The 17,295-nt window shown below is 70.6% G+C and carries 15 protein-coding genes; 11 read left to right on the plus strand and 4 right to left on the minus strand.

Translation table 11 applies throughout. From position 1 onward, the window contains the following. The first annotated feature begins 94 nt into the window (after nt 1–94). The 6 genes from ACSBPH_RS06920 to ACSBPH_RS06945 all read left to right on the plus strand — a co-directional run bounded on the left by ACSBPH_RS06920 (nt 95) and on the right by ACSBPH_RS06945 (nt 4,792). Nucleotides 95–1,486 (plus strand): TrkH family potassium uptake protein, encoded by a 1,392-nt coding sequence (locus ACSBPH_RS06920; protein WP_442577259.1) that lies wholly within the window; start codon nt 95–97, stop codon nt 1,484–1,486. Further along, a complete protein-coding gene (locus tag ACSBPH_RS06925) occupies nt 1,479–2,150 on the plus strand; it encodes a potassium channel family protein (protein ID WP_442576851.1) in 672 nt (223 codons plus the stop codon). Before ACSBPH_RS06920 ends, ACSBPH_RS06925 begins: the two co-directional genes overlap by 8 nt. A 323-nt stretch (nt 2,151–2,473) precedes the next feature. Next, a complete protein-coding gene (locus ACSBPH_RS06930) occupies nt 2,474–2,842 on the plus strand; it encodes a PadR family transcriptional regulator (RefSeq protein ID WP_442576852.1) in 369 nt (122 codons plus the stop codon). Between the two features lie 2 nt (nt 2,843–2,844). After that, nucleotides 2,845–3,213 carry a DUF1048 domain-containing protein gene (locus ACSBPH_RS06935; RefSeq protein WP_442576853.1) on the plus strand — a complete coding sequence of 123 codons (369 nt, stop codon included), beginning with the start codon at nt 2,845–2,847 and terminating at the stop codon, nt 3,211–3,213. Next, the gene (locus ACSBPH_RS06940) at nt 3,210–4,025 is read left to right on the plus strand and encodes an ABC transporter ATP-binding protein (RefSeq protein WP_442576854.1); all 816 of its coding nucleotides are present in this window, start codon (nt 3,210–3,212) and stop codon (nt 4,023–4,025) included. Before ACSBPH_RS06935 ends, ACSBPH_RS06940 begins: the two co-directional genes overlap by 4 nt. 5 nt (nt 4,026–4,030) lie before the next feature. Beyond that, nucleotides 4,031–4,792 (plus strand): ABC transporter permease, encoded by a 762-nt coding sequence (locus ACSBPH_RS06945; protein ID WP_442576855.1) that lies wholly within the window; start codon nt 4,031–4,033, stop codon nt 4,790–4,792. 107 nt (nt 4,793–4,899) lie between these two features. Here the strand turns inward: ACSBPH_RS06945 and proC are convergent, their stop codons facing one another. Then, the gene (proC, locus tag ACSBPH_RS06950; RefSeq protein ID WP_442576856.1) at nt 4,900–5,736 is read right to left on the minus strand and encodes a pyrroline-5-carboxylate reductase; all 837 of its coding nucleotides are present in this window, start codon (nt 5,734–5,736) and stop codon (nt 4,900–4,902) included. Between the two features lie 162 nt (nt 5,737–5,898). On the opposite strand from proC, the gene ACSBPH_RS06955 reads away from it, so the two are divergent. From ACSBPH_RS06955 to ACSBPH_RS06965, 3 genes are all read left to right on the plus strand, one after another. After that, the gene (locus ACSBPH_RS06955) at nt 5,899–7,011 is read left to right on the plus strand and encodes an alpha/beta hydrolase (protein ID WP_442576857.1); all 1,113 of its coding nucleotides are present in this window, start codon (nt 5,899–5,901) and stop codon (nt 7,009–7,011) included. A gap of 106 nt (nt 7,012–7,117) precedes the next feature. Further along, nucleotides 7,118–8,080, plus strand: a complete 963-nt coding sequence (locus tag ACSBPH_RS06960; protein ID WP_442576858.1) for a cation diffusion facilitator family transporter — start codon at nt 7,118–7,120, stop codon at nt 8,078–8,080. A 10-nt stretch (nt 8,081–8,090) separates the two neighbouring features. After that, complete coding sequence (locus tag ACSBPH_RS06965; RefSeq protein WP_442576859.1) at nt 8,091–9,020, plus strand: LLM class F420-dependent oxidoreductase; 930 nt, start codon at nt 8,091–8,093, stop codon at nt 9,018–9,020. A gap of 66 nt (nt 9,021–9,086) precedes the next feature. On the opposite strand, the gene ACSBPH_RS06970 is transcribed toward ACSBPH_RS06965, so the two are convergent. Next, nucleotides 9,087–9,518: a nucleoside deaminase gene (locus ACSBPH_RS06970; protein WP_442577260.1), complete on the minus strand. Its 432-nt coding sequence runs from the start codon at nt 9,516–9,518 to the stop codon at nt 9,087–9,089. 62 nt (nt 9,519–9,580) lie between these two features. On the opposite strand from ACSBPH_RS06970, the gene upp reads away from it, so the two are divergent. Next, the gene (upp, locus tag ACSBPH_RS06975) at nt 9,581–10,213 is read left to right on the plus strand and encodes a uracil phosphoribosyltransferase (protein ID WP_442576860.1); all 633 of its coding nucleotides are present in this window, start codon (nt 9,581–9,583) and stop codon (nt 10,211–10,213) included. A gap of 241 nt (nt 10,214–10,454) precedes the next feature. Here upp and ACSBPH_RS06980 read toward each other — a convergent pair whose 3' ends face one another. Beyond that, nucleotides 10,455–14,099, minus strand: coding sequence for a TM0106 family RecB-like putative nuclease (locus tag ACSBPH_RS06980; protein ID WP_442576861.1), 3,645 nt, complete (start codon nt 14,097–14,099; stop codon nt 10,455–10,457). A 302-nt stretch (nt 14,100–14,401) separates the two neighbouring features. On the opposite strand from ACSBPH_RS06980, the gene ACSBPH_RS06985 reads away from it, so the two are divergent. Continuing rightward, nucleotides 14,402–16,477, plus strand: a complete 2,076-nt coding sequence (locus ACSBPH_RS06985; RefSeq protein ID WP_442576862.1) for an NAD(+) synthase — start codon at nt 14,402–14,404, stop codon at nt 16,475–16,477. Nucleotides 16,478–16,603: 126 nt separating this feature from the next. Here the strand turns inward: ACSBPH_RS06985 and ACSBPH_RS06990 are convergent, their stop codons facing one another. Continuing rightward, nucleotides 16,604–17,179, minus strand: a complete 576-nt coding sequence (locus tag ACSBPH_RS06990; protein ID WP_442576863.1) for a hypothetical protein — start codon at nt 17,177–17,179, stop codon at nt 16,604–16,606. Between the last annotated feature and the right edge of the window lie 116 nt (nt 17,180–17,295).

The raw sequence follows: 17,295 nt of genomic DNA on the forward strand, positions 1-17,295 counted from the left end.
CGTCGCCCTGACCGACTGACCGAAGAGACGAAGGGGGCGCGACATCACGGCCGACCCCGTCAGTCCGTTCTCCAGCGGCAGACTCCGCCGCTCTCTGCGGCGATTCTGGGACGACCTGCGCTCGCTCACGACGTCGTCACCCGCACGGTTCGCCGTGCTCGTCTTCGCGTCGCTCGTGCTCCTGTTCACGGCCCTGCTGTCCCTTCCCGCCGCGACCGCGAGCGGCCGGCGTGCGCCGCTCGCCGACGCCCTCTTCACCGCCGTCTCGACGATCTGCGTCACGGGTCTGTCGACGGTCGACATGGGCACGTACTGGTCGCCGGTGGGTCAGATCATCATCTACATCGGCGTCAACGTCGGTGCGATGGGTGTCCTGACGCTCGCCTCGATCCTGGGGCTGATCATCTCGAAGCGGCTCGGCCTGCGCGCCAAGCTCATCGCCGCCGGCGACACGAACCCGATGCGCGCGCACGGCGGCCCTGTCAACGAAGGCCAGACCGTGCGTCTCGGCGAGGTCGGCGTGCTGCTGCGGACCGTCGCGCTGTCGACCCTCGTGATCGAGGCCGGGCTCGCGGTGCTGATGTACCCGTCGATCCTGCTCGCGGGTGTCGACCCGCTCACCGCGCTGTGGGAGGCGCTGTACTACGCGGCGATGTCGTTCACGAACACGGGCTTCACGCCCAACGCGGGTGGCCTCGAGCCCTTCGCGACGGACTACTTCTTCCTCACGGTCATGATGGCCGGTGTCTTCCTCGGCTCGATCGGCTTCCCCGTCATCTACACGCTGTGGCGCAACCACTGGCACGTGCGGCAGTGGACACTGCACGCCAAGCTCACCCTCATCACGACGACGCTGCTCTTCGTCGCCGGCGCCGCCGCGTTCCTCTCGCTCGAGTTCGACAACCCGAAGACGTTCGGGAGCATGAACGCGTGGGACACCGTCTTCCAGTCGTTCTTCCTCTCCGCGATGACCCGCTCGGGCGGCTTCTCGGTCGTCGACATCGGCGACCTCAACGGCTCGTCGCTCATCGTCGGCTCGATGCTCATGTTCGTCGGCGGCGGCTCGGCCTCGACGGCCGGCGGCATCAAGGTCACGACCCTCGCGGTGCTCGCCCTGGCCGTGTGGTCCGAGGCGAAGGGGCGCCAGTCCGTGCAGGCCTTCGGACGCCGGATCCCGAGCGACGTCCAGCGCGTCGCGCTCTCGGTCGTCGCGTGGGGCGCGACGATCGTGGCCGTCTCGACCATCGCGATCTCGCATCTCACGAAGGCGCACGTGGAGGACGTGCTCTTCGACGTCATCTCCGGGTTCGCGACAGTGGGGCTCTCGACGGGCCTCACGGCCTCCCTCCCCGACCCCGGCATCTACGTCATGGCGCTCACCATGTTCATGGGACGCGTTGGTACTGTGACTCTCGCCGCGGCCGTGGCCGCGACATCCCGTTCGCAGCTGTACTCGCTGCCTGTGGAAAGGCCCATCGTTGGTTGAGCAGATCCGCGGCGACGCGCCGGTCCTCGTCATCGGCCTCGGCCGCTTCGGCGCGGCCTGCGCCGGCGAACTCGACAGGCTCGACCGCGAGGTGCTCGCGATCGACGAGAACCTCGAGCTCGTGCAGAAGTGGTCCGAGCGGGTCACGCACACCGTGCAGGCCGACGCCAAGAACATCGATGCGCTCAAGCAGATCGGCGCCCAGGACTTCCAGGTCGCGGTCGTCGCGGTCGGCTCGTCGATCGAGGCATCCGTCCTCATCACCGCCAACCTCGTCGACCTCAAGGTCCCGCAGATCTGGGCGAAGGCCGTCTCGCAGTCGCACGGCAAGATCCTCGCCCGCGTCGGCGCGAACCACGTGATCTACCCCGAGCGCGAGGCCGGCGAGCGCGTCGCGCACCTCGTAAGCGGACGGATGCTGGACTTCATCCGCTTCGACGACGACTTCGTGCTCGCCAAGATGTATCCGCCCAAGTTCATCCGGGGCGTGGGCCTCAACGAATCGGGCGTCCGGTCGAAGTACCAGGTCACCGTCGTCGGCGTGAAGAGCCCGGGCAAGCCGTTCCGGTACGCCGAGGCCAACACTGTCGTGACCAACCACGACCTCATCATCGTGTCGGGCACGAACTCCGACATCGAGCGGTTCGCCGCCCTCGACCGCTAGGGCGACGCCGGTCCCCGAGCCCGGGCCTCCCGCCCGGGTCAGCGCTCGTCGCAGAGCCGAGGTCGTCCCCTCCTCTCGTCGCTGCGCTCCTCGCTCGGGAACCGGGGAAGACTCACTGCGCTCCTCGCTCGGGGACCGGGGAAGGCTCGCTGCGCTCCTCGCTCGGGAACCGGGGAAGACTCACCGCGCTCCTCGCTCGGGAACCGGGGAAGACGCAACCGTAGTGCCCGAGAACTTTCGGTATTCGGTCTTGCTAAGTAGCGGTACTCGGCGTTACTATCTAGTGGTAGTCAGCGATACCAAGTAGCGAGACGAGGAAGCCGATGGGCAAGCAGGAGACCGAGATGCTCAAGGGAGTTCTCGAGGGCATCGTCCTGGCCGTCCTGTCCGCACGCGACGCGTACGGATACGAGATCACGGCGTGGCTGCGCGAACAGGGCTTCGCCGACATCGCGGAGGGGACGATCTACGCGCTCCTCGTCCGCGTCGAGCAGCGCGGGCTGGTCGACGTCGAGAAGGTGCCCTCCGAGAAGGGCCCGCCGCGCAAGGTCTATTCCCTCAACGCGCAGGGACAGGACTACCTCGATGAGTTCTGGAGGACCTGGAGCTTCCTCACGGACCGTCTCGACAAGCTCCGCACCGACAACCCCAGCCACGAACAAGCCGACGGCGTCGGCGAGAAGGAGAAGTGACCATGGCCGCGAAGTGGATCGAAGCCCTCACCGGCTCGCTCGAGCAGAAGAAGCAGTACAAGCAGCTCAAGGCGCGGCTCGACGCGCTGCCCGAGCCCTACGGCACCGCCGCGAAGGCGATGCACCGGTACTTCATGTACTACGGCGGCATCACCGACGGCGACGACCTCGTGCGGATGCTGGAAGGCCTCGTCGAACTGTGGGAGCGCGCGGCCGCCGACGGCACCCGCGTCGCCGACATCGTCGGATCCGACCCCGTCGACTTCGCCGAGACCTTCGCCCAGTCCTACGGCGGCACCCAGTGGATCGACAAGGAGCGCGCCCGCCTCACGAAGGCGATCCACGACGCAGAAGGAGAAGAGCGGCAATGAGCACCACGACCCTCGCCACCCCCGCCGTGAGCGTCCGCGGCATCGAGAAGGCCTACAAAGACCTCCGGGTGCTCCGCGGCGTCGACTTCAACGTCGCGCGCGGCACCATCTTCGCCCTCCTCGGCTCGAACGGCGCCGGCAAGACGACGCTCGTGCGCATCCTCGCGACGCTCCTGAAGGCCGATGGCGGTCACGCGAGCGTCATGGGCCTCGACGTCGCGACGCGGGGCGACGACGTCCGCGAGGCGATCAGCCTCACGGGCCAGTTCGCCGCGGTCGACGACGTGCTGAGCGGCCGAGAGAACCTCCTGCTCGTCGCCAGGCTCCGTCACCTCGACGATCCGGGAGCGGTGGCCGACGCCCTGCTCGAGCGCTTCTCGCTGACGGATGCCGCGTCCCGCCGGGTCGCGACGTACTCCGGCGGCATGCGGCGCCGCCTCGACATCGCGATGAGCCTCATCGGCAGCCCCGCCGTGATCTTCCTCGACGAGCCGACGACGGGCCTCGACCCGCAGGCGCGCCTCGAAGTGTGGGCCGCCGTGCGAGACCTCGCCGCGAACGGCACGACGGTGCTCCTGACGACCCAGTACCTCGACGAGGCCGAGCAGCTCGCCGATCGCATCGCGATCCTGCACGAGGGGCGCATCATCGTCGACGGCACCCTCGCCGAGCTCAAGCAGCTGCTGCCGCCGGCCCAGGTCGAGTACGTCGAGAAGCAGCCGACGCTCGAGGAGGTCTTCCTCTCGATCGTCGGCGCCGACCACACCAGCGCGGGCGCCTCCGCGGGCGACCCCGAGACAGAGAGCAGGTGACCCCCATGACCACGCATGTCATCGGCGACACGGCGGTCCTCACGGGCCGGTCGCTGCGCCACATCACCCGCAGCCTCGACACGATCATCACGACGGCGATCACGCCGGTCGCGATCATGCTGCTGTTCGTGTTCGTGTTCGGCGGCGCGATCGACACCGGCTCGGTGCCCTACGTGGACTACCTGCTGCCCGGCATCCTCCTCATCACGGTCGCCTCGGGCGTCGCCTACACGTCGGCGCGCCTGTTCACCGACCTGCAGGGCGGCATCTTCGAGCGGTTCCAGTCGATGCCCATCGCCCGCTCGGCGGTGCTGTGGTCGCACGTCCTCACGTCCGTCGTCGCCAACCTCACGTCGGTCGTCGTCGTGATCGCCGTGGCGCTGCTCATGGGGTTCCGCTCCGGCGCGAACGTGCTGCAGTGGCTCGCGGTGGCGGGGATCCTCACCCTCTTCACGCTCGCCCTGACCTGGCTCGCCGTCATCGCGGGACTCTCGGCCAAGACGATGGACGGCGCGGGGGCCTTCGCCTACCCGCTGATCTTCCTCCCGTTCATCAGCTCGGCGTTCGTCCCGACCGAGACGATGCCGGGGCCGGTGCGGTTCTTCGCGGAGTACCAGCCGGTCACGTCGATCGTCGATGCGCTGCGGGATCTGCTGGCGGGCCGGCCCGCGAGCAGCGACATCTGGATCGCCCTCGCGTGGTGCGTCGGTATCCTCCTCATCGGCTACGTGGTCTCGATGGTGATCTACCGTCGCAAGTTCCGCTGAGCCCTGCACGACCGAGCGGCGGGCCGGACCCCGAAGGGGGTTCGGGCCGCCGCGTCATGTCTGCGGGGTCGGCGTCGCGTCTGCGGGGTCGGCGTCGCGTCCGCGGGTCAGGCCCCCGCGGCGAGCTCCTTCGCGCGGGCGAGCGCGGCATCCGTCGCCTCGGCGAACAGGCCCGCGAGGTGCGCGCCCTGCAGCACCGCGACGGCGCGCTCGGTCGTCCCCTTGGGGCTCGTCACCTGGCGGCGCAGCTCGGCAGGATCCTCTCCGGATGCCTCGAGCAGCGCCGCCGCGCCGATGAAGGTCTGCTCGGCCATGAGCCGCGCCTGATCTTCGGGGAACCCCTTGCCGACGGCGGCCTCGGTGAGCTCCTCGATGAGCAGGTAGACGTACGCGGGACCCGAGCCCGAGATCGTCGAGAGCGCGTCGATCTTGTCCTCCGGCACCTCGATGACGGTGCCGACCGTCTCGAACAGGCGTCGCACGAGCGCGGCGTGCTCGGCGGTCGCCTCGGTGCCCCCCGCGAGCCCCGTGACGGCTCGCCCGACGAGGGCGGGCGTGTTGGGCATCGAGCGCAGCACGGGAATGCCGGCGCCGAGGATCGACTCGAAGGTCGCGATCGTCACGCCTGCCGCGAGGCTCACGACGACGGTGCCCGGGCGCACGCGCGGAGCGATCTCGCGCAGCAGGTCGGGGACCATGGCCGGCTTCACGCCGACGAGCACGATGTCGGCCGTGGCCGCGGCATCCGCATTCCCGGAGGGCTGGTCTTCGAGGGCGATCGAGGTGACGCCGTCGAGGTCGTCGAGCGCGGAGGCCTTCGCGGCCGAGCGGTTCGTGGCGGTGAGTCCGGAGGTGGCAAGACCCGAGCGGGCGAGGCCACGCAGGACCGCGCCGCCCATCGAGCCGGCGCCGAGGATCGCGATGGAGGGGAGGGATTCGGGCATGCCGCCATCCTATTTACCGGGCGTTCCGCACGGTCCGACACGGCCTCCCATCGCGCCTCCCGCGGGCCCACCCGAGGGCGCGGTCACCCCGTCCGGCACGGGGTTTATAGTCGAGGCAGACGGGAGCGGCGGTGCTCCCCCGGCGACCGAAGGACGCTCTTCATGACCCTCTTCGACGGCATCACGGCGCGACTCATCGACACCCCTCGACTGACCGTCAACATCCTCGAGCGAGAAGGCGACGACGCCGCGACCCCGCCCGAGCGCACCGTCGTGTTCATTCACGGGAACGGCTCGTCGTCGCTGTTCTGGCAAGAGGTCATGCAAGACCTCCCGCACGATCTCCGGGTCATCGCGATAGACCTGCGCGGCTACGGCGGCACCGAGCACTCGCCCATCGACGCGACCCGAGGCGTGCGCGACTTCAGCGATGACGTCGCCGCGACGATGGAGGCGCTCGCCCTGCCCACCGCCCACTTCGTCGGCTGGTCGATGGGCGGCGGCGTCGTCATGCAGTACGCCCTCGAGCACCCCGTCCTGAGCCTCACGCTGCAGTCGCCCGTCTCGCCGTACGGGTTCGGCGGCACGCGCCGCGACGGCAGCCGCCTCACCGACGACGACGCCGGCACGGGCGGCGGTGCAGCCAACCCCGACTTCGTCGAACGCCTGACCGCGAACGACACCTCGGACGAAGCGCCCACCTCACCCCGCAACGTCTTCCGGTCCGGATACGTCGCCGCCGGCTACACGAGCGAGCACGAAGACGTCTGGGTCGAGTCGATCAACTCGACCTCGACCGCGACGGGCAACTACCCGGGCGACTCGGTGCCGAGCGAGAACTGGCCGGGCTTCGCTCCGGGAAGGGTGGGCGTGCTCAACACGATGGCGCCGAAGTACTTCGACACCTCGGGCATCGTCGACCTGGACCCGAAGCCGCCGGTGCTGTGGATCCACGGCAACGACGACGCGATCGTGTCGGACGGCTCGTTCTACGACTACAACCACCTCGGCGCACTGGGCATCGTCCCGGGGTGGCCCGGCGCCGACATCGCGCCGGCACAGGAGATGGTGTCGCAGACGCGCGACGTGCTCGGCGAATACGCCGCGCGCGGCGGCGAGGTCACCGAGATCGCACTCGACGGTGTCGGCCACACGGCGCACCTCGAGCGCCCCGCCGAGTTCCGTCACGAGCTCCTGCGGATCATCGGCTACGTCGGCCCCTCCGCCGACCCCGCTCCGCCGACGGAGGCGATCATCATCCGCTCGGCCGACTGAGTCCGGCCCGCGCGCGTGCGCGCGGTGACGCCGGAGAGCAAGCCGCAGCCCCCACGGCGATTGTCAACACCCGAACGGATGCCGCGGCATCCGTAGACTCGTCCGCATGAGTGCTTCCGGTGGCGGCAAGGCGATCCTGGCGGCGTTCCTCGCGAACTTGGGCATCGCGGTGGCGAAGTTCGTCGCGTGGCTGATCTCGGGGTCGTCGTCGATGCTCGCCGAGGCGATCCACTCGGTCGCCGATTCCGGCAACCAGCTGCTGCTCATGCTCGGCGGGCGCAAGGCCAAGCGCAAGGCCGATGCGGAGCATCCCTTCGGCTACGGACGCGAGCGGTACGTGTACGCGTTCGTCGTCTCGATCATCCTGTTCTCGGTCGGCGGTCTGTTCTCGATCTACGAGGGCGTCGAGAAGCTGACCCATCCGCACGAGCTCGAGAACGTCTGGGTGCCGATCGCGGTGCTCGTCATCGCGATCGCCCTCGAGTCGTTCTCGTTGCGCACCGCCGTCGGCGAGAGCAACCACTCGCGCGCGAAGGGCCAGTCGTGGGTGCAGTTCGTGCGTCACGCGAAGGCGCCCGAGCTGCCCGTCGTGCTGCTGGAGGATGTCGCGGCCCTCACGGGTCTGGTGTTCGCGCTGTTCGGCGTGGGCCTTACGGCGATCACCGGCAACTCGATCTTCGACGCCATCGGCACGCTCATGATCGGCACGCTGCTCGTGCTCGTCGCGATCGTGCTCGGCATCGAGACCAAGAGCCTCCTCGTCGGCGAGGGCGCGACGCGGGGCGACTTCGCCAAGATCGTCGCGGCCATCAAGGGCGGCTCCGAAATCGACAGCCTCATCCACATCAAGACCCTCTACCTCGGCCCCGACGAGCTCATGGTCGCCGCGAAGCTCGCCTTCCCGTCCGACCGCGCACTGGGCGAGGTCGCCGCCGACATCGACGCGATCGAGGTGCGCATCCGCGCGGCCGTTCCGGCCGCGCGCGTGATCTACCTCGAGCCCGACATCGTGCGCCAGCCGTCGACAGCAACCCCGACCGAGCAGATCGTGCTCAAGTCCGAGGACTGAGGCCCGCGACATGGAGTACTGCGTCTTCGTCGAGCCGCAGCTCGGCGCGTCGTACGGCGACCAGCTCGCCTTCGCGCAGACGGCCGAGCGGCTGGGCTTCGACGGGTTCTTCCGGTCCGACCATTACCTCCGTCCCGGCCGAGCGCAGCAGCTTCCCGGCCCGACCGACGCGTGGACGACGCTCGCGGGTCTCGCGCGCGAGACGTCGCGCATCCGCCTCGGCACGCTGGTCTCGTCGGTGACCTTCCGGCATCCGGGCATCCTCGCCGTGCAGGTCGCGCAGGTCGACGAGATGTCGAACGGGCGGGTCGAGCTGGGCCTCGGCGCCGGCTGGATGGAGCAGGAGCACCGGGCCTACGGCATCCCGTTCCCGCGCAAGCGATTCGACCTGCTCGAGGAGCAGCTCGAGGTCGTGACGGGGTTGTGGCAGACGCCGGCCGGCGACTCCTTCTCGTTCGAGGGCCATCACTACCGGCTCGAGGACTCCCCCGCCCTGCCCAAACCGGTGCAGAAGCGCATCCCGGTGATCGTGGGCGGCGCCGGTCCCCGCCGCACGCCCGAGCTCGCCGCGCGCTTCGCGACCGAGTACAACCTCGGCTTCCCCGCACTCGAAGAGATCCCACAGCGCCTGGGCAACCTCCGCGCCGCGTGCGAGCGCGTGGGGCGTGATCCCGAGACCCTGACCTTCTCGCTCGCGATGTCGACGTTCGCGGGACCGGACGACGAGGCCATCGGGCGCCGCACCGCGAAGATGGGGCGATCGGTCGACGAAGTGCGCGACGGCATCAACATCATCGGAGACGGTGACGAGATCGCCGAGCGCGTCGAGCGATACGCCGAGCTCGGCATCCAGCGCGTGTACTTCCAGCTGCTCGATCTGCAGGACGTCGCGCACGTCGAGTACCTCGGCGCCGAGGTGCTGCCGAAGCTGCCGCGCTGAACTGACGCTGTCGTCGGCGGCCCCGGGCGGTTCAGGCGTGCGCGAATCGTCAACGGGGCCGGGTCGTCAGCGGAGCGGGTCGAAGAACGTGCGCAGGAGAGCGGATGCCTCCTCCTCGCGCACGCCCGCCACGACCTCCGCGCGGGAGGGCAGCCGCCGATCGCGCACGACGTCATAGACCGAGCCTGCGGCGCCCGCCTTCTCGTCCCACGCGCCGAAGACGAGCCGCGAGACGCGCGCCTGCAGCAGCGCCCCCGCGCACATGAGGCAGGGCTCGAGCGTGACGACGAGCGTGCAACCCGAGAGGTTCCATGAGCCGAGCGCGGCCGCGGCCTCGCGGAGGGCGACGACCTCGGCGTGCGCCGTCGGGTCGCCCGTGACCTCGCGCAGATTGTGCCCCTCGGCGACGATGGCGCCCGAGGCATCCGTCACCACGGCGCCCACCGGCACGTCGCCCCGTTCCCCCGCCGCGGCCGCGAGCGCGAGCGCGCGGTCCATCGCGGCGAGATCGGTGGGGTCCGGAAGCACAGTCCGAGACTACGGCCCAGTACCCTGAGCGTATGCGCCTGCACGTCGCCGACCATCCCCTCATCACCCACAAGCTCACGGTGCTGCGCGATGCGCGCACCACCTCGCCGGTCTTCCGGCAGCTGACCGAAGAGCTCGTCACGCTGCTCGCCTACGAGGCGACCCGCAACGTGCGGGTGGAGCCGATCGAGATCGAGACGCCGGTCACACGGACGATGGGCGTCAAGATCGGCGAGCCGCGGCCGCTCGTCGTGCCGATCCTGCGCGCGGGGCTCGGCATGCTCGAGGGCATGGTGAAGCTTCTGCCGACCGCCGAGGTCGGCTTTCTCGGCATGGTGCGCAACGAGGAGACGCTCGAGCCCTCGACGTACGCGGAGCGCCTTCCCGACGACCTCAGCGACCGGCAGTGCTTCGTGCTCGACCCGATGCTCGCGACCGGCGGCTCACTCGGTGCGGCGATCGACTTCCTCTTCCGCCGCGGCGCGCAGGATGTCACCGCGATCTGCCTGCTGGGCGCCCCGGAGGGCGTGGCGGCGATCGAACGTCAGGTCGCCGGGCGCGACGTCACGCTCGTGCTCGGCGCCGTCGACGAGCGGCTCAACGAGAAGGGCTACATCGTGCCCGGACTCGGCGACGCGGGCGACCGGCTCTACGGCACGGTCTGATCCGAACGCCGCAGTCTGAACTGCGCGGCGCGCGCCGATGCGCTCTCCGCGCAAGGCGGCGACGCGCTGCGAAGGCGGCTCGACCCGGTCTGCCCGGGGAGCGAAGCGCTGTGCGCAAAGAGAAGTGGTGCGGCACCCGCCCCTCGCCGAACGGGTACCGCACCTGCGTCGTGAAGACGCTCTGCAAGGTTAACGGCACCAGCGGAAAGTTCTTGGGGCTTGACATCCGAGAAGCGTTTGGTTATCTCTCCGACTCCGCGACGAGCCTCGCGAAACCGCTGAGGCGGGCCACTCCCTCGGGCGTGCGCGGCAGGTCGTCGAGCAGTCCCGGGGCGTAGACGAGATAGGCCGCGTACTTCGCGCGCGAGATCGCGACGTTGAGGCGATTGCGCAGCAGCAGGAACTCCAGCCCCCGCGGCGCATCCCGGCCCGACGACGCCGCGAGCGACAGGATCGCGACGACCGCCTCCTGGCCCTGGAAGCGGTCGACGGTGCCGACGGGGACATTCCCGAAGCCCGCCTCGGCGAGCGCCTCCTCCACCTCGACCTGCTGCGCGTTGTAGGGCGTGACGACGATGATGTCGCTCTCGACGAGCGGCCTCGCCGGCAGCCGGGCGGCGTTGCCGTCATCGTCGGTCGCGGCATCCGTCCACTGCCTGCCGAGCAGATCGCGGACGAGCGCGACGACCGTCTCGGCCTCCTGCGGCGACTGCGTGGCGTTGCCGTGGTGGCGGACGGGCACGGCATGCACACCCGGCGTCACGTCGGCGAGCGAGCGCAGCGCGGCGGAAGGGTGCGAAGCCAGCTCGCCACGGTACGACAGGCGCGAGACGGGCTCGGCGACCGCGGGATGCATGCGCCACGTGAGGCCCAGGAAGTAGCCGTACTCGGGCGGTACGACGTCTGCGCCGTCCATGACCCAGCCGAGCGCCGACGTGTCGACGGGCTCGGGGTGGGTGCCCTGGCTCACCTGCGGCAGCTGCTGCGGGTCGCCGAGGAGGAGCAGGCGCGGCGCGGTGAGCGAGACGGCGATCGTCGAAGCGAGCGAGAACTGCCCGGCCTCGTCGACGACGAGGAGGTCGAGACTCCCGCGTGGCACCCGACCCTCGTGGCTGAAGTCCCACGCGGTGCCGCCCAGGACGAAGCCGCCGCTCTGCTCGGCGACCCACGAGGCGACGCCGTTCTTCGGGATCGGCGTGAACGAGGTGCCCGTGGCCGAGGCATCCTTCGGCGCCTTCGCCACCTGCTGGGGCGCGAGGCCCGTCGCCACGATCCGGTCGAGCATATTCTCGACGACGGCATGCGACTGCGCGACGACACCGACCTTGAAACCGTGGTCACGCACGAGTCCCGCGATCACGTGCGAACCGACGTAGGTCTTGCCCGTGCCGGGAGGCCCCTGCACGGCGAGGTAGCTGCGGTCGAGATCGAGGATCGATCGGGTGATCGCCTCGACATGGTGGCCGTGCGAAGGCGCGAGCGTGCCCGACAGCGTGCGCGGCGGGCGGCGGCGCAGGATGTCGGTCGCGGGGTCTGCCGGCAGGTCGGGCGCGGCGGCGATCACGGTGTCGGCCCACGCATCGATCGCGGCCTGTTGATTGCCCGCACGCGGCGGGGCCTGGGGTGTGAGGGCGATCGGAAGCTCCGACCACGTGAGGCCGTCGGCCGCGCTCTCCTCGACGATCGCGCCGTCGTCGAGAACCTCGACGACCGTTACGCGGCGGTCGGCGTGGATCCACCGCGGCGACGGCTCGAAGGGGAAGGGCGCCGGCAGGTCGTACAGCGCGAAGGGATTGGAGCCCTCGCTGAGCTTCGTGCCGGGCGCGACCTCTCCGCGCAGCTCGAGCACGCGCCGGTCGGTGCGCTGCCCTTCGCCGCGATGCCAGTCCTCCATGATGCGGCAGCGCGCGGAGTCGAGGATCACGACGTCTCGTGCGTCTTCCCACACCGAGACGGGCTCGCGCAGCCGCAGGAAGTGGGTCGCCCAGAAGGTCTTCGCCTCGCGGGGGTAGTAGTCGATCGCCGCGGCGCCCAGGCGCAGCGAGCGCGCCGTGGCGGAGTCCTCCGGCAGGCGCGCGGCGAGCCCCGACAGCGACATCGCGCGCACCGACGGCTCGTACGCCGTCTCACCCGGCTCCGCATCGGGCGAGGGGCGCAGCCCGGCCTCGCGGGCGTGATCGACGAGCCAGTCGCGCAGGCGCCGCGTCGAGACGCAGTCGTAGCGGTTGTAGTCGGCCAGGTCGTCGAAGATGGCGCGGGCCTCGGCATCCGCCCCTTCGTCGCCGAGCACGCGAGCCTGCACGTACTTGACGATCGAGTCGTCGCCCTTCTGTACGTCGCTCGTTCGCACCTCGTCGCCCATGTAGAGCGGCTCGAGCTTCTTGATCGAGTATGAGCGAGACCCGACGCGCAGCGCGCGCCGCACGATCGGATACAGGTCGACGAAGACACCGTCGCGCAGCAGCCGGTCGACGTCGGCCTCGCGGGTGCCGTGCCGGGCCGCCATCGAGAGGAGGTGCGTCGGCTCGTACGGCGCGTAGTGGTAGATGTGCATGGCGGGATGCTGCATCCGGCGGAGGTTCACGAGGTCGATGAATCGCTCGAGCGCCTCGCGCTCCTGCGCGAACGAGTGCGCCCAGATCGCGGAGTACTGCTCGTCGAGATCGACGAAGCCGAAGAGGTAGTCGATCCCCCAGTGCACCGGCTCGCCGGGTGCCGGCGTCTCGGTGTAGAGCGGGTCGCCCTCGAAGTCGAAGAAGAGGTCGCCGCGGTCGGGCCGCGGCAGAGCGCCGAGCGCCTTCGGGTGCACGACCTCGTACGTCGGAATCGGCGCGGGCGGCTCGGCGACGAGGGTCGCCGTCGGCGCCTCGGCGAGTTCGGCCACCGACTGCAGTCCGGGGATCGGCTCGACGGCGGGGACGGGCTGCGGGTGCACGACAGGCGGGATGAGGGGCGGGATGCCGAGACCGGCCGGGCTCGCAAGCTGCAGGCGCGCCTGCGTACGGAGCATGGCGAACGTGTCGGGACTCATGTGGGCGGGCGCCGTCGACGCCTCGGCGAGCGCGTCGATCGTCGCGATGCCCGTCGCGCGCAGCCTGTCGCGCTGCACGGGCCGCATGCCCGCGACGAGCAGCAGGTCGCGGTGCGTCACGACCTCGGCGTCGCACGTCGCGCATCGCCCGCACGCGACGACCCCGAGCTCGCCGCGCTCGTCGCCCCACGCGATCGGGAGCCCCTCGGCGCCGAGATCGAGCCGCCGGTCGTCGATGAGGGCACGCAGCCGATCACGGCGCAGCCCGAAGACGGGGAGCAGATCGGATGCCTCGTGCACGCTCGTCGTGCCGTCGCCGAGCAGCAGCTCGACACGGTCGGACCGCGGGACGCCGAGCCGGTCGAGCTGCACGACGTAGGCCGCGAGCTGCATGAGCGCCGTGACGCGGGCGCGCCGCGCGAGCTTGGTGTCTTGGACGATCCAGGGTCCGGTCGGGCGGCCGTCGGGGTCGTCTTCGCGCAGGAGGAAGTCGGCGAAGCCGACGAACTCGGACGTCGCGAAGGCGGCCTGGTACACGACGACGGCGTCGGAGGCCAGTGCCGCGTTCGTCAGCTCGACGGCGCGGGCGAGGGCCTCGGCATCCGTCGACCTCGTCTCGGGGATCTCGACGACGCGGTCGCCGTAGCGGGCGCGGTACTCGGCCAGCATGCGGCGCTCGTGCTCGCCGCCGAGCAGCCCCGCGCGCACGAGCGTCGCGTCTTCGGGCTCTTCGACCGCCGCGACCCGCCCGAGCTTCGCGTCGATCGCGCGGAGCCACGCGAACTCGCACTCGGCCGCGGCTTTGAGGTCGCTCGCGCTCCAGACGATCCGGCCTTCGTCTTCGATGTATCGCATGTCCGCCTTTCGCCTCGACCCTATCCGCGGCCACCGACACCGCCCGACCGGCTCCGCGCCCCTCCCGGCCGCGCCCGCCCGCTCTCCGCCCGCGCCCGCCCGGCCGTCACGAGGGTAGGAGATCGCGCGAAGGAAGGACGATCCGGCCTCCGCCCGTCCTCCCTCCGCGCGATCTCCTCCCTCCGTGACCCCCGCACCCCTCCCGCCCCGGCACCCTCCCGCCCCCCACCCCTCCCGCCCCGCAGCACCCCGCGGCGCGTCAACCCCGGCGCCCGACCCGCCGGTCCTGCCAGACTGGGGGCATGAGCCTCCCCTTCGAGAGCGCCTACCGCCACGGCTTCGCGCGCATCGCCGCCGGAACGATCCCGCTCACGATCGCCGACCCCGCGGCCAACGGCGAGGCGGTGCTGCAGAGCGTCCGCGAGCTCGCCGACGAAGGCGTCGCCGTCGCCGTCTTCCCCGAGCTGTGCCTGTCGGGCTACTCGATCGAAGACCTCTTGATGCAGGATGCCGTGCTCGACGGCGTCGTCGCGGCCATCGAGCGGCTGGTCGAGGCATCCGTCGATCTTCTTCCCGTGATCGTCGTGGGCGCGCCGCTGCGCCACCGCAACCGCCTCTTCAACTGCGCCGCCGTGATCCACCGCGGCGAGCTGCTCGGCGTCGCCCCGAAGTCGTACCTGCCGAACTATCGCGAGTTCTACGAGCGGCGCTGGTTCGCGCCGGGCGACGACCAGGCCGGCGAAGACATCCGCGTCGGCGAGCTCGAGGCGCCGTTCGGCCCCGACCTGCTGTTCGAAGCGCTCGACGTGCCCGGGCTCGTGGTGCACGCCGAGGTGTGCGAGGACGTCTGGGTGCCGATCCCGCCGTCGTCGTCCGCGGCCCTCGCCGGCGCGACGGTGCTGCTCAACCTCTCGGGCAGCCCCATCACGATCGCGCGCGCCGAGGATCGCAAGACGCTGTGCCAGTCGCAGTCGCTGCGCTGTCTCGCGGCCTACGCGTACGCCGCCGCGGGCATGGGCGAGTCGACCAACGACGTCTCGTGGGACGGCCAGACGATGATCTACGAGGGCGGCGTCCTCCTCGACGAGACCGAGCGCTTCGCCGACGGGGCGCGGCACAGCGTCGCCGACGTCGACCTCGACCGCCTGCGCCAGGATCGCCTGCGCCAGGGCTCGTTCGACGACAATCGCCGCACGCGCGAGCCGTACTTCCGCACGGTGCACTTCCAGCTCGACCCGCCGGCGGCCGACATCGGCCTGCGGCGGCCGCTCGACCGCTTCCCGTTCGTGCCCGACGACCCCGAGCGCCTCGCGCTGGACTGCTACGAGGCCTTCAACATCCAGGTCTCGGGGCTCATGCAGCGCATGACGGCGATCGGCAATCCCAAGCCCGTCCTCGGCGTGAGCGGTGGCCTCGACTCGACGCACGCGCTCCTGGTCATCGCGCGCGCGATGGACCGCATGGGCCGGCCGCGCAGCGAGATCCTCGCGTACACGATGCCCGGCTTCGCGACCAGCGAGCACACGAAGTCCAATGCGATCGCCCTCGCCGAGTCGGTCGGCGCGTCGATCGAGACGGTCGACATCCGCCCTGCGGCGACCGAGATGCTCGAGCGCATCGGGCACCCCTTCGCCGACGGCGAGCCGGTGCACGACATCACGTTCGAGAACGTGCAGGCGGGCCTGCGCACCGACTACCTCTTCCGCCTCGCCAACCAGAACGGCGGCATGGTGATCGGCACGTCCGACCTGTCGGAGCTCGCCCTCGGCTGGGCGACCTACGGGGTCGGCGACCACATGAGCCACTACGCCGTCAACGCCGGCGTACCCAAGACGCTGATCCAGCACGTGATCCGCTGGGTCGTCGCCCAGGAAGGGCACGAGGGCGGCTCGACCGACCTCAGCGATCGCGCGCGCGAGGTGCTGCAGTCGGTGCTCGACACCGAGATCAGCCCCGAGCTCGTGCCGGCCGGTCAGGACGGCAAGATGCAGTCGACCGAAGACCGCATCGGCCCGTACGCGCTGCACGACTTCACGCTGGCGTGGATCCTCCGCTACGGCATGCGGCCCTCCAAGATCGCGTTCGTCGCCGAGCGGACGTGGCGGGATCAGGATGCCGGGGCGTGGCCCCCCGGCTTCCCCGACGAAGACCGGTACGCGTACGACCTGCCGACGATCGTGAAGTGGCTGAAGGTCTTCCTGCAGCGCTACTTCGCGTTCGCGCAGTTCAAGCGATCGGCCGTGCCCAACGGGCCCAAGGTCTCTCCCATCGGGTCGCTCTCCCCGCGCGGCGACTGGCGCGCGCCGTCCGACGGCAACGCGAACGCCTGGCTCGCGGAGCTGGACGCGGCCCTGCCGCAGTTCGCCTCGAAGGGCTGAGCGGCAGGGCGAGGCATCCGTCGCCTCCGGCGTCGAGGCCCGGGTGCGGCTCAGCCGCCCGCACGACGGGGGCCGCGGCATCCGTCGCCTCCGCGGCCTGCCGACAGGCCCGGGTGAGCCGCCGGGTCAGGCCTCGTTCTCGTACGCGAGCGTGATGATCCAGCCGTCGCGCGAGAGGTCGAGCAGCGAGTAGTGCACCGGCCGGTCGGGGATCCACCCCTTGTTACGCGAGAGGTCGAGCCGCACGTAGTCGGGCTTGACCCGAACGCCGCGACCGTCGGCCTCGCGCACGGCCTGCACCCTGGTCCAGTGCGTCAGCAGCGACGGGGTGTCGCCGCCGTCGAAGAGGTGCGAGTGGCGCTTCATCTCGGCGAGCGTGGCGTCGTCGGGGTGCGAGTCCCGCAGGTCGAGGCCGAGCTTGAGCTCCGGATCGGCGATCGCGGCGACCGTCGCCGCGCGGAAGCTCGCCGTGCGGATCACGAGCGGCACCTCCTTGCCCTCGACCTCGGCGAAGAGCTGCGTGTGGAAGCCGAACTGCGCCGGCGCTTCGCGCTCGATGCGCACGGCCCTCTCGTCGATGCCCATGTGCGCCGCGACGAGCTGCCGGGCCAGGATGCGCTTGCGGTCGTGCTCGGGGAGCTTCGGGTCCCAGCCGAGGCGGGCTCCGATGCCGGAGGGGGTGTCGAGCAGCACGGATTCCATCGTGAGACCTCTTCCTGCGGGGAGCGAGCCGCACCTTCATCCTGTCGCATCGACACGCCGACCGCACGAGGATCGCCGGGGTTGCTCAGGGCTTAGCGCGACCCGCCTCGGCGCCA

Source organism: Microbacterium sp. F51-2R (genome assembly GCF_052180235.1).
Classification (GTDB): domain Bacteria; phylum Actinomycetota; class Actinomycetes; order Actinomycetales; family Microbacteriaceae; genus Microbacterium.

Excerpts from the sequence above, each read along its gene's own strand:
- ACSBPH_RS06930 (WP_442576852.1), top strand. The coding sequence starts at position 2,474 with ATGGGCAAGCAGGAGACCGAGATGCTCAAGGGAGTTCTCGAGGGCATC.
- ACSBPH_RS06935 (WP_442576853.1), top strand. The coding sequence starts at position 2,845 with ATGGCCGCGAAGTGGATCGAAGCCCTCACCGGCTCGCTCGAGCAGAAG.
- ACSBPH_RS06940 (WP_442576854.1), top strand. The coding sequence starts at position 3,210 with ATGAGCACCACGACCCTCGCCACCCCCGCCGTGAGCGTCCGCGGCATC.
- ACSBPH_RS06945 (WP_442576855.1), top strand. The coding sequence starts at position 4,031 with ATGACCACGCATGTCATCGGCGACACGGCGGTCCTCACGGGCCGGTCG.
- proC (WP_442576856.1), bottom strand. The coding sequence starts at position 5,736 with ATGCCCGAATCCCTCCCCTCCATCGCGATCCTCGGCGCCGGCTCGATG.
- ACSBPH_RS06955 (WP_442576857.1), top strand. The coding sequence starts at position 5,899 with ATGACCCTCTTCGACGGCATCACGGCGCGACTCATCGACACCCCTCGA.
- ACSBPH_RS06960 (WP_442576858.1), top strand. The coding sequence starts at position 7,118 with ATGAGTGCTTCCGGTGGCGGCAAGGCGATCCTGGCGGCGTTCCTCGCG.
- ACSBPH_RS06965 (WP_442576859.1), top strand. The coding sequence starts at position 8,091 with ATGGAGTACTGCGTCTTCGTCGAGCCGCAGCTCGGCGCGTCGTACGGC.
- ACSBPH_RS06970 (WP_442577260.1), bottom strand. The coding sequence starts at position 9,518 with ATGGACCGCGCGCTCGCGCTCGCGGCCGCGGCGGGGGAACGGGGCGAC.
- upp (WP_442576860.1), top strand. The coding sequence starts at position 9,581 with ATGCGCCTGCACGTCGCCGACCATCCCCTCATCACCCACAAGCTCACG.
- ACSBPH_RS06980 (WP_442576861.1), bottom strand. The coding sequence starts at position 14,099 with ATGCGATACATCGAAGACGAAGGCCGGATCGTCTGGAGCGCGAGCGAC.
- ACSBPH_RS06985 (WP_442576862.1), top strand. The coding sequence starts at position 14,402 with ATGAGCCTCCCCTTCGAGAGCGCCTACCGCCACGGCTTCGCGCGCATC.
- ACSBPH_RS06990 (WP_442576863.1), bottom strand. The coding sequence starts at position 17,179 with ATGGAATCCGTGCTGCTCGACACCCCCTCCGGCATCGGAGCCCGCCTC.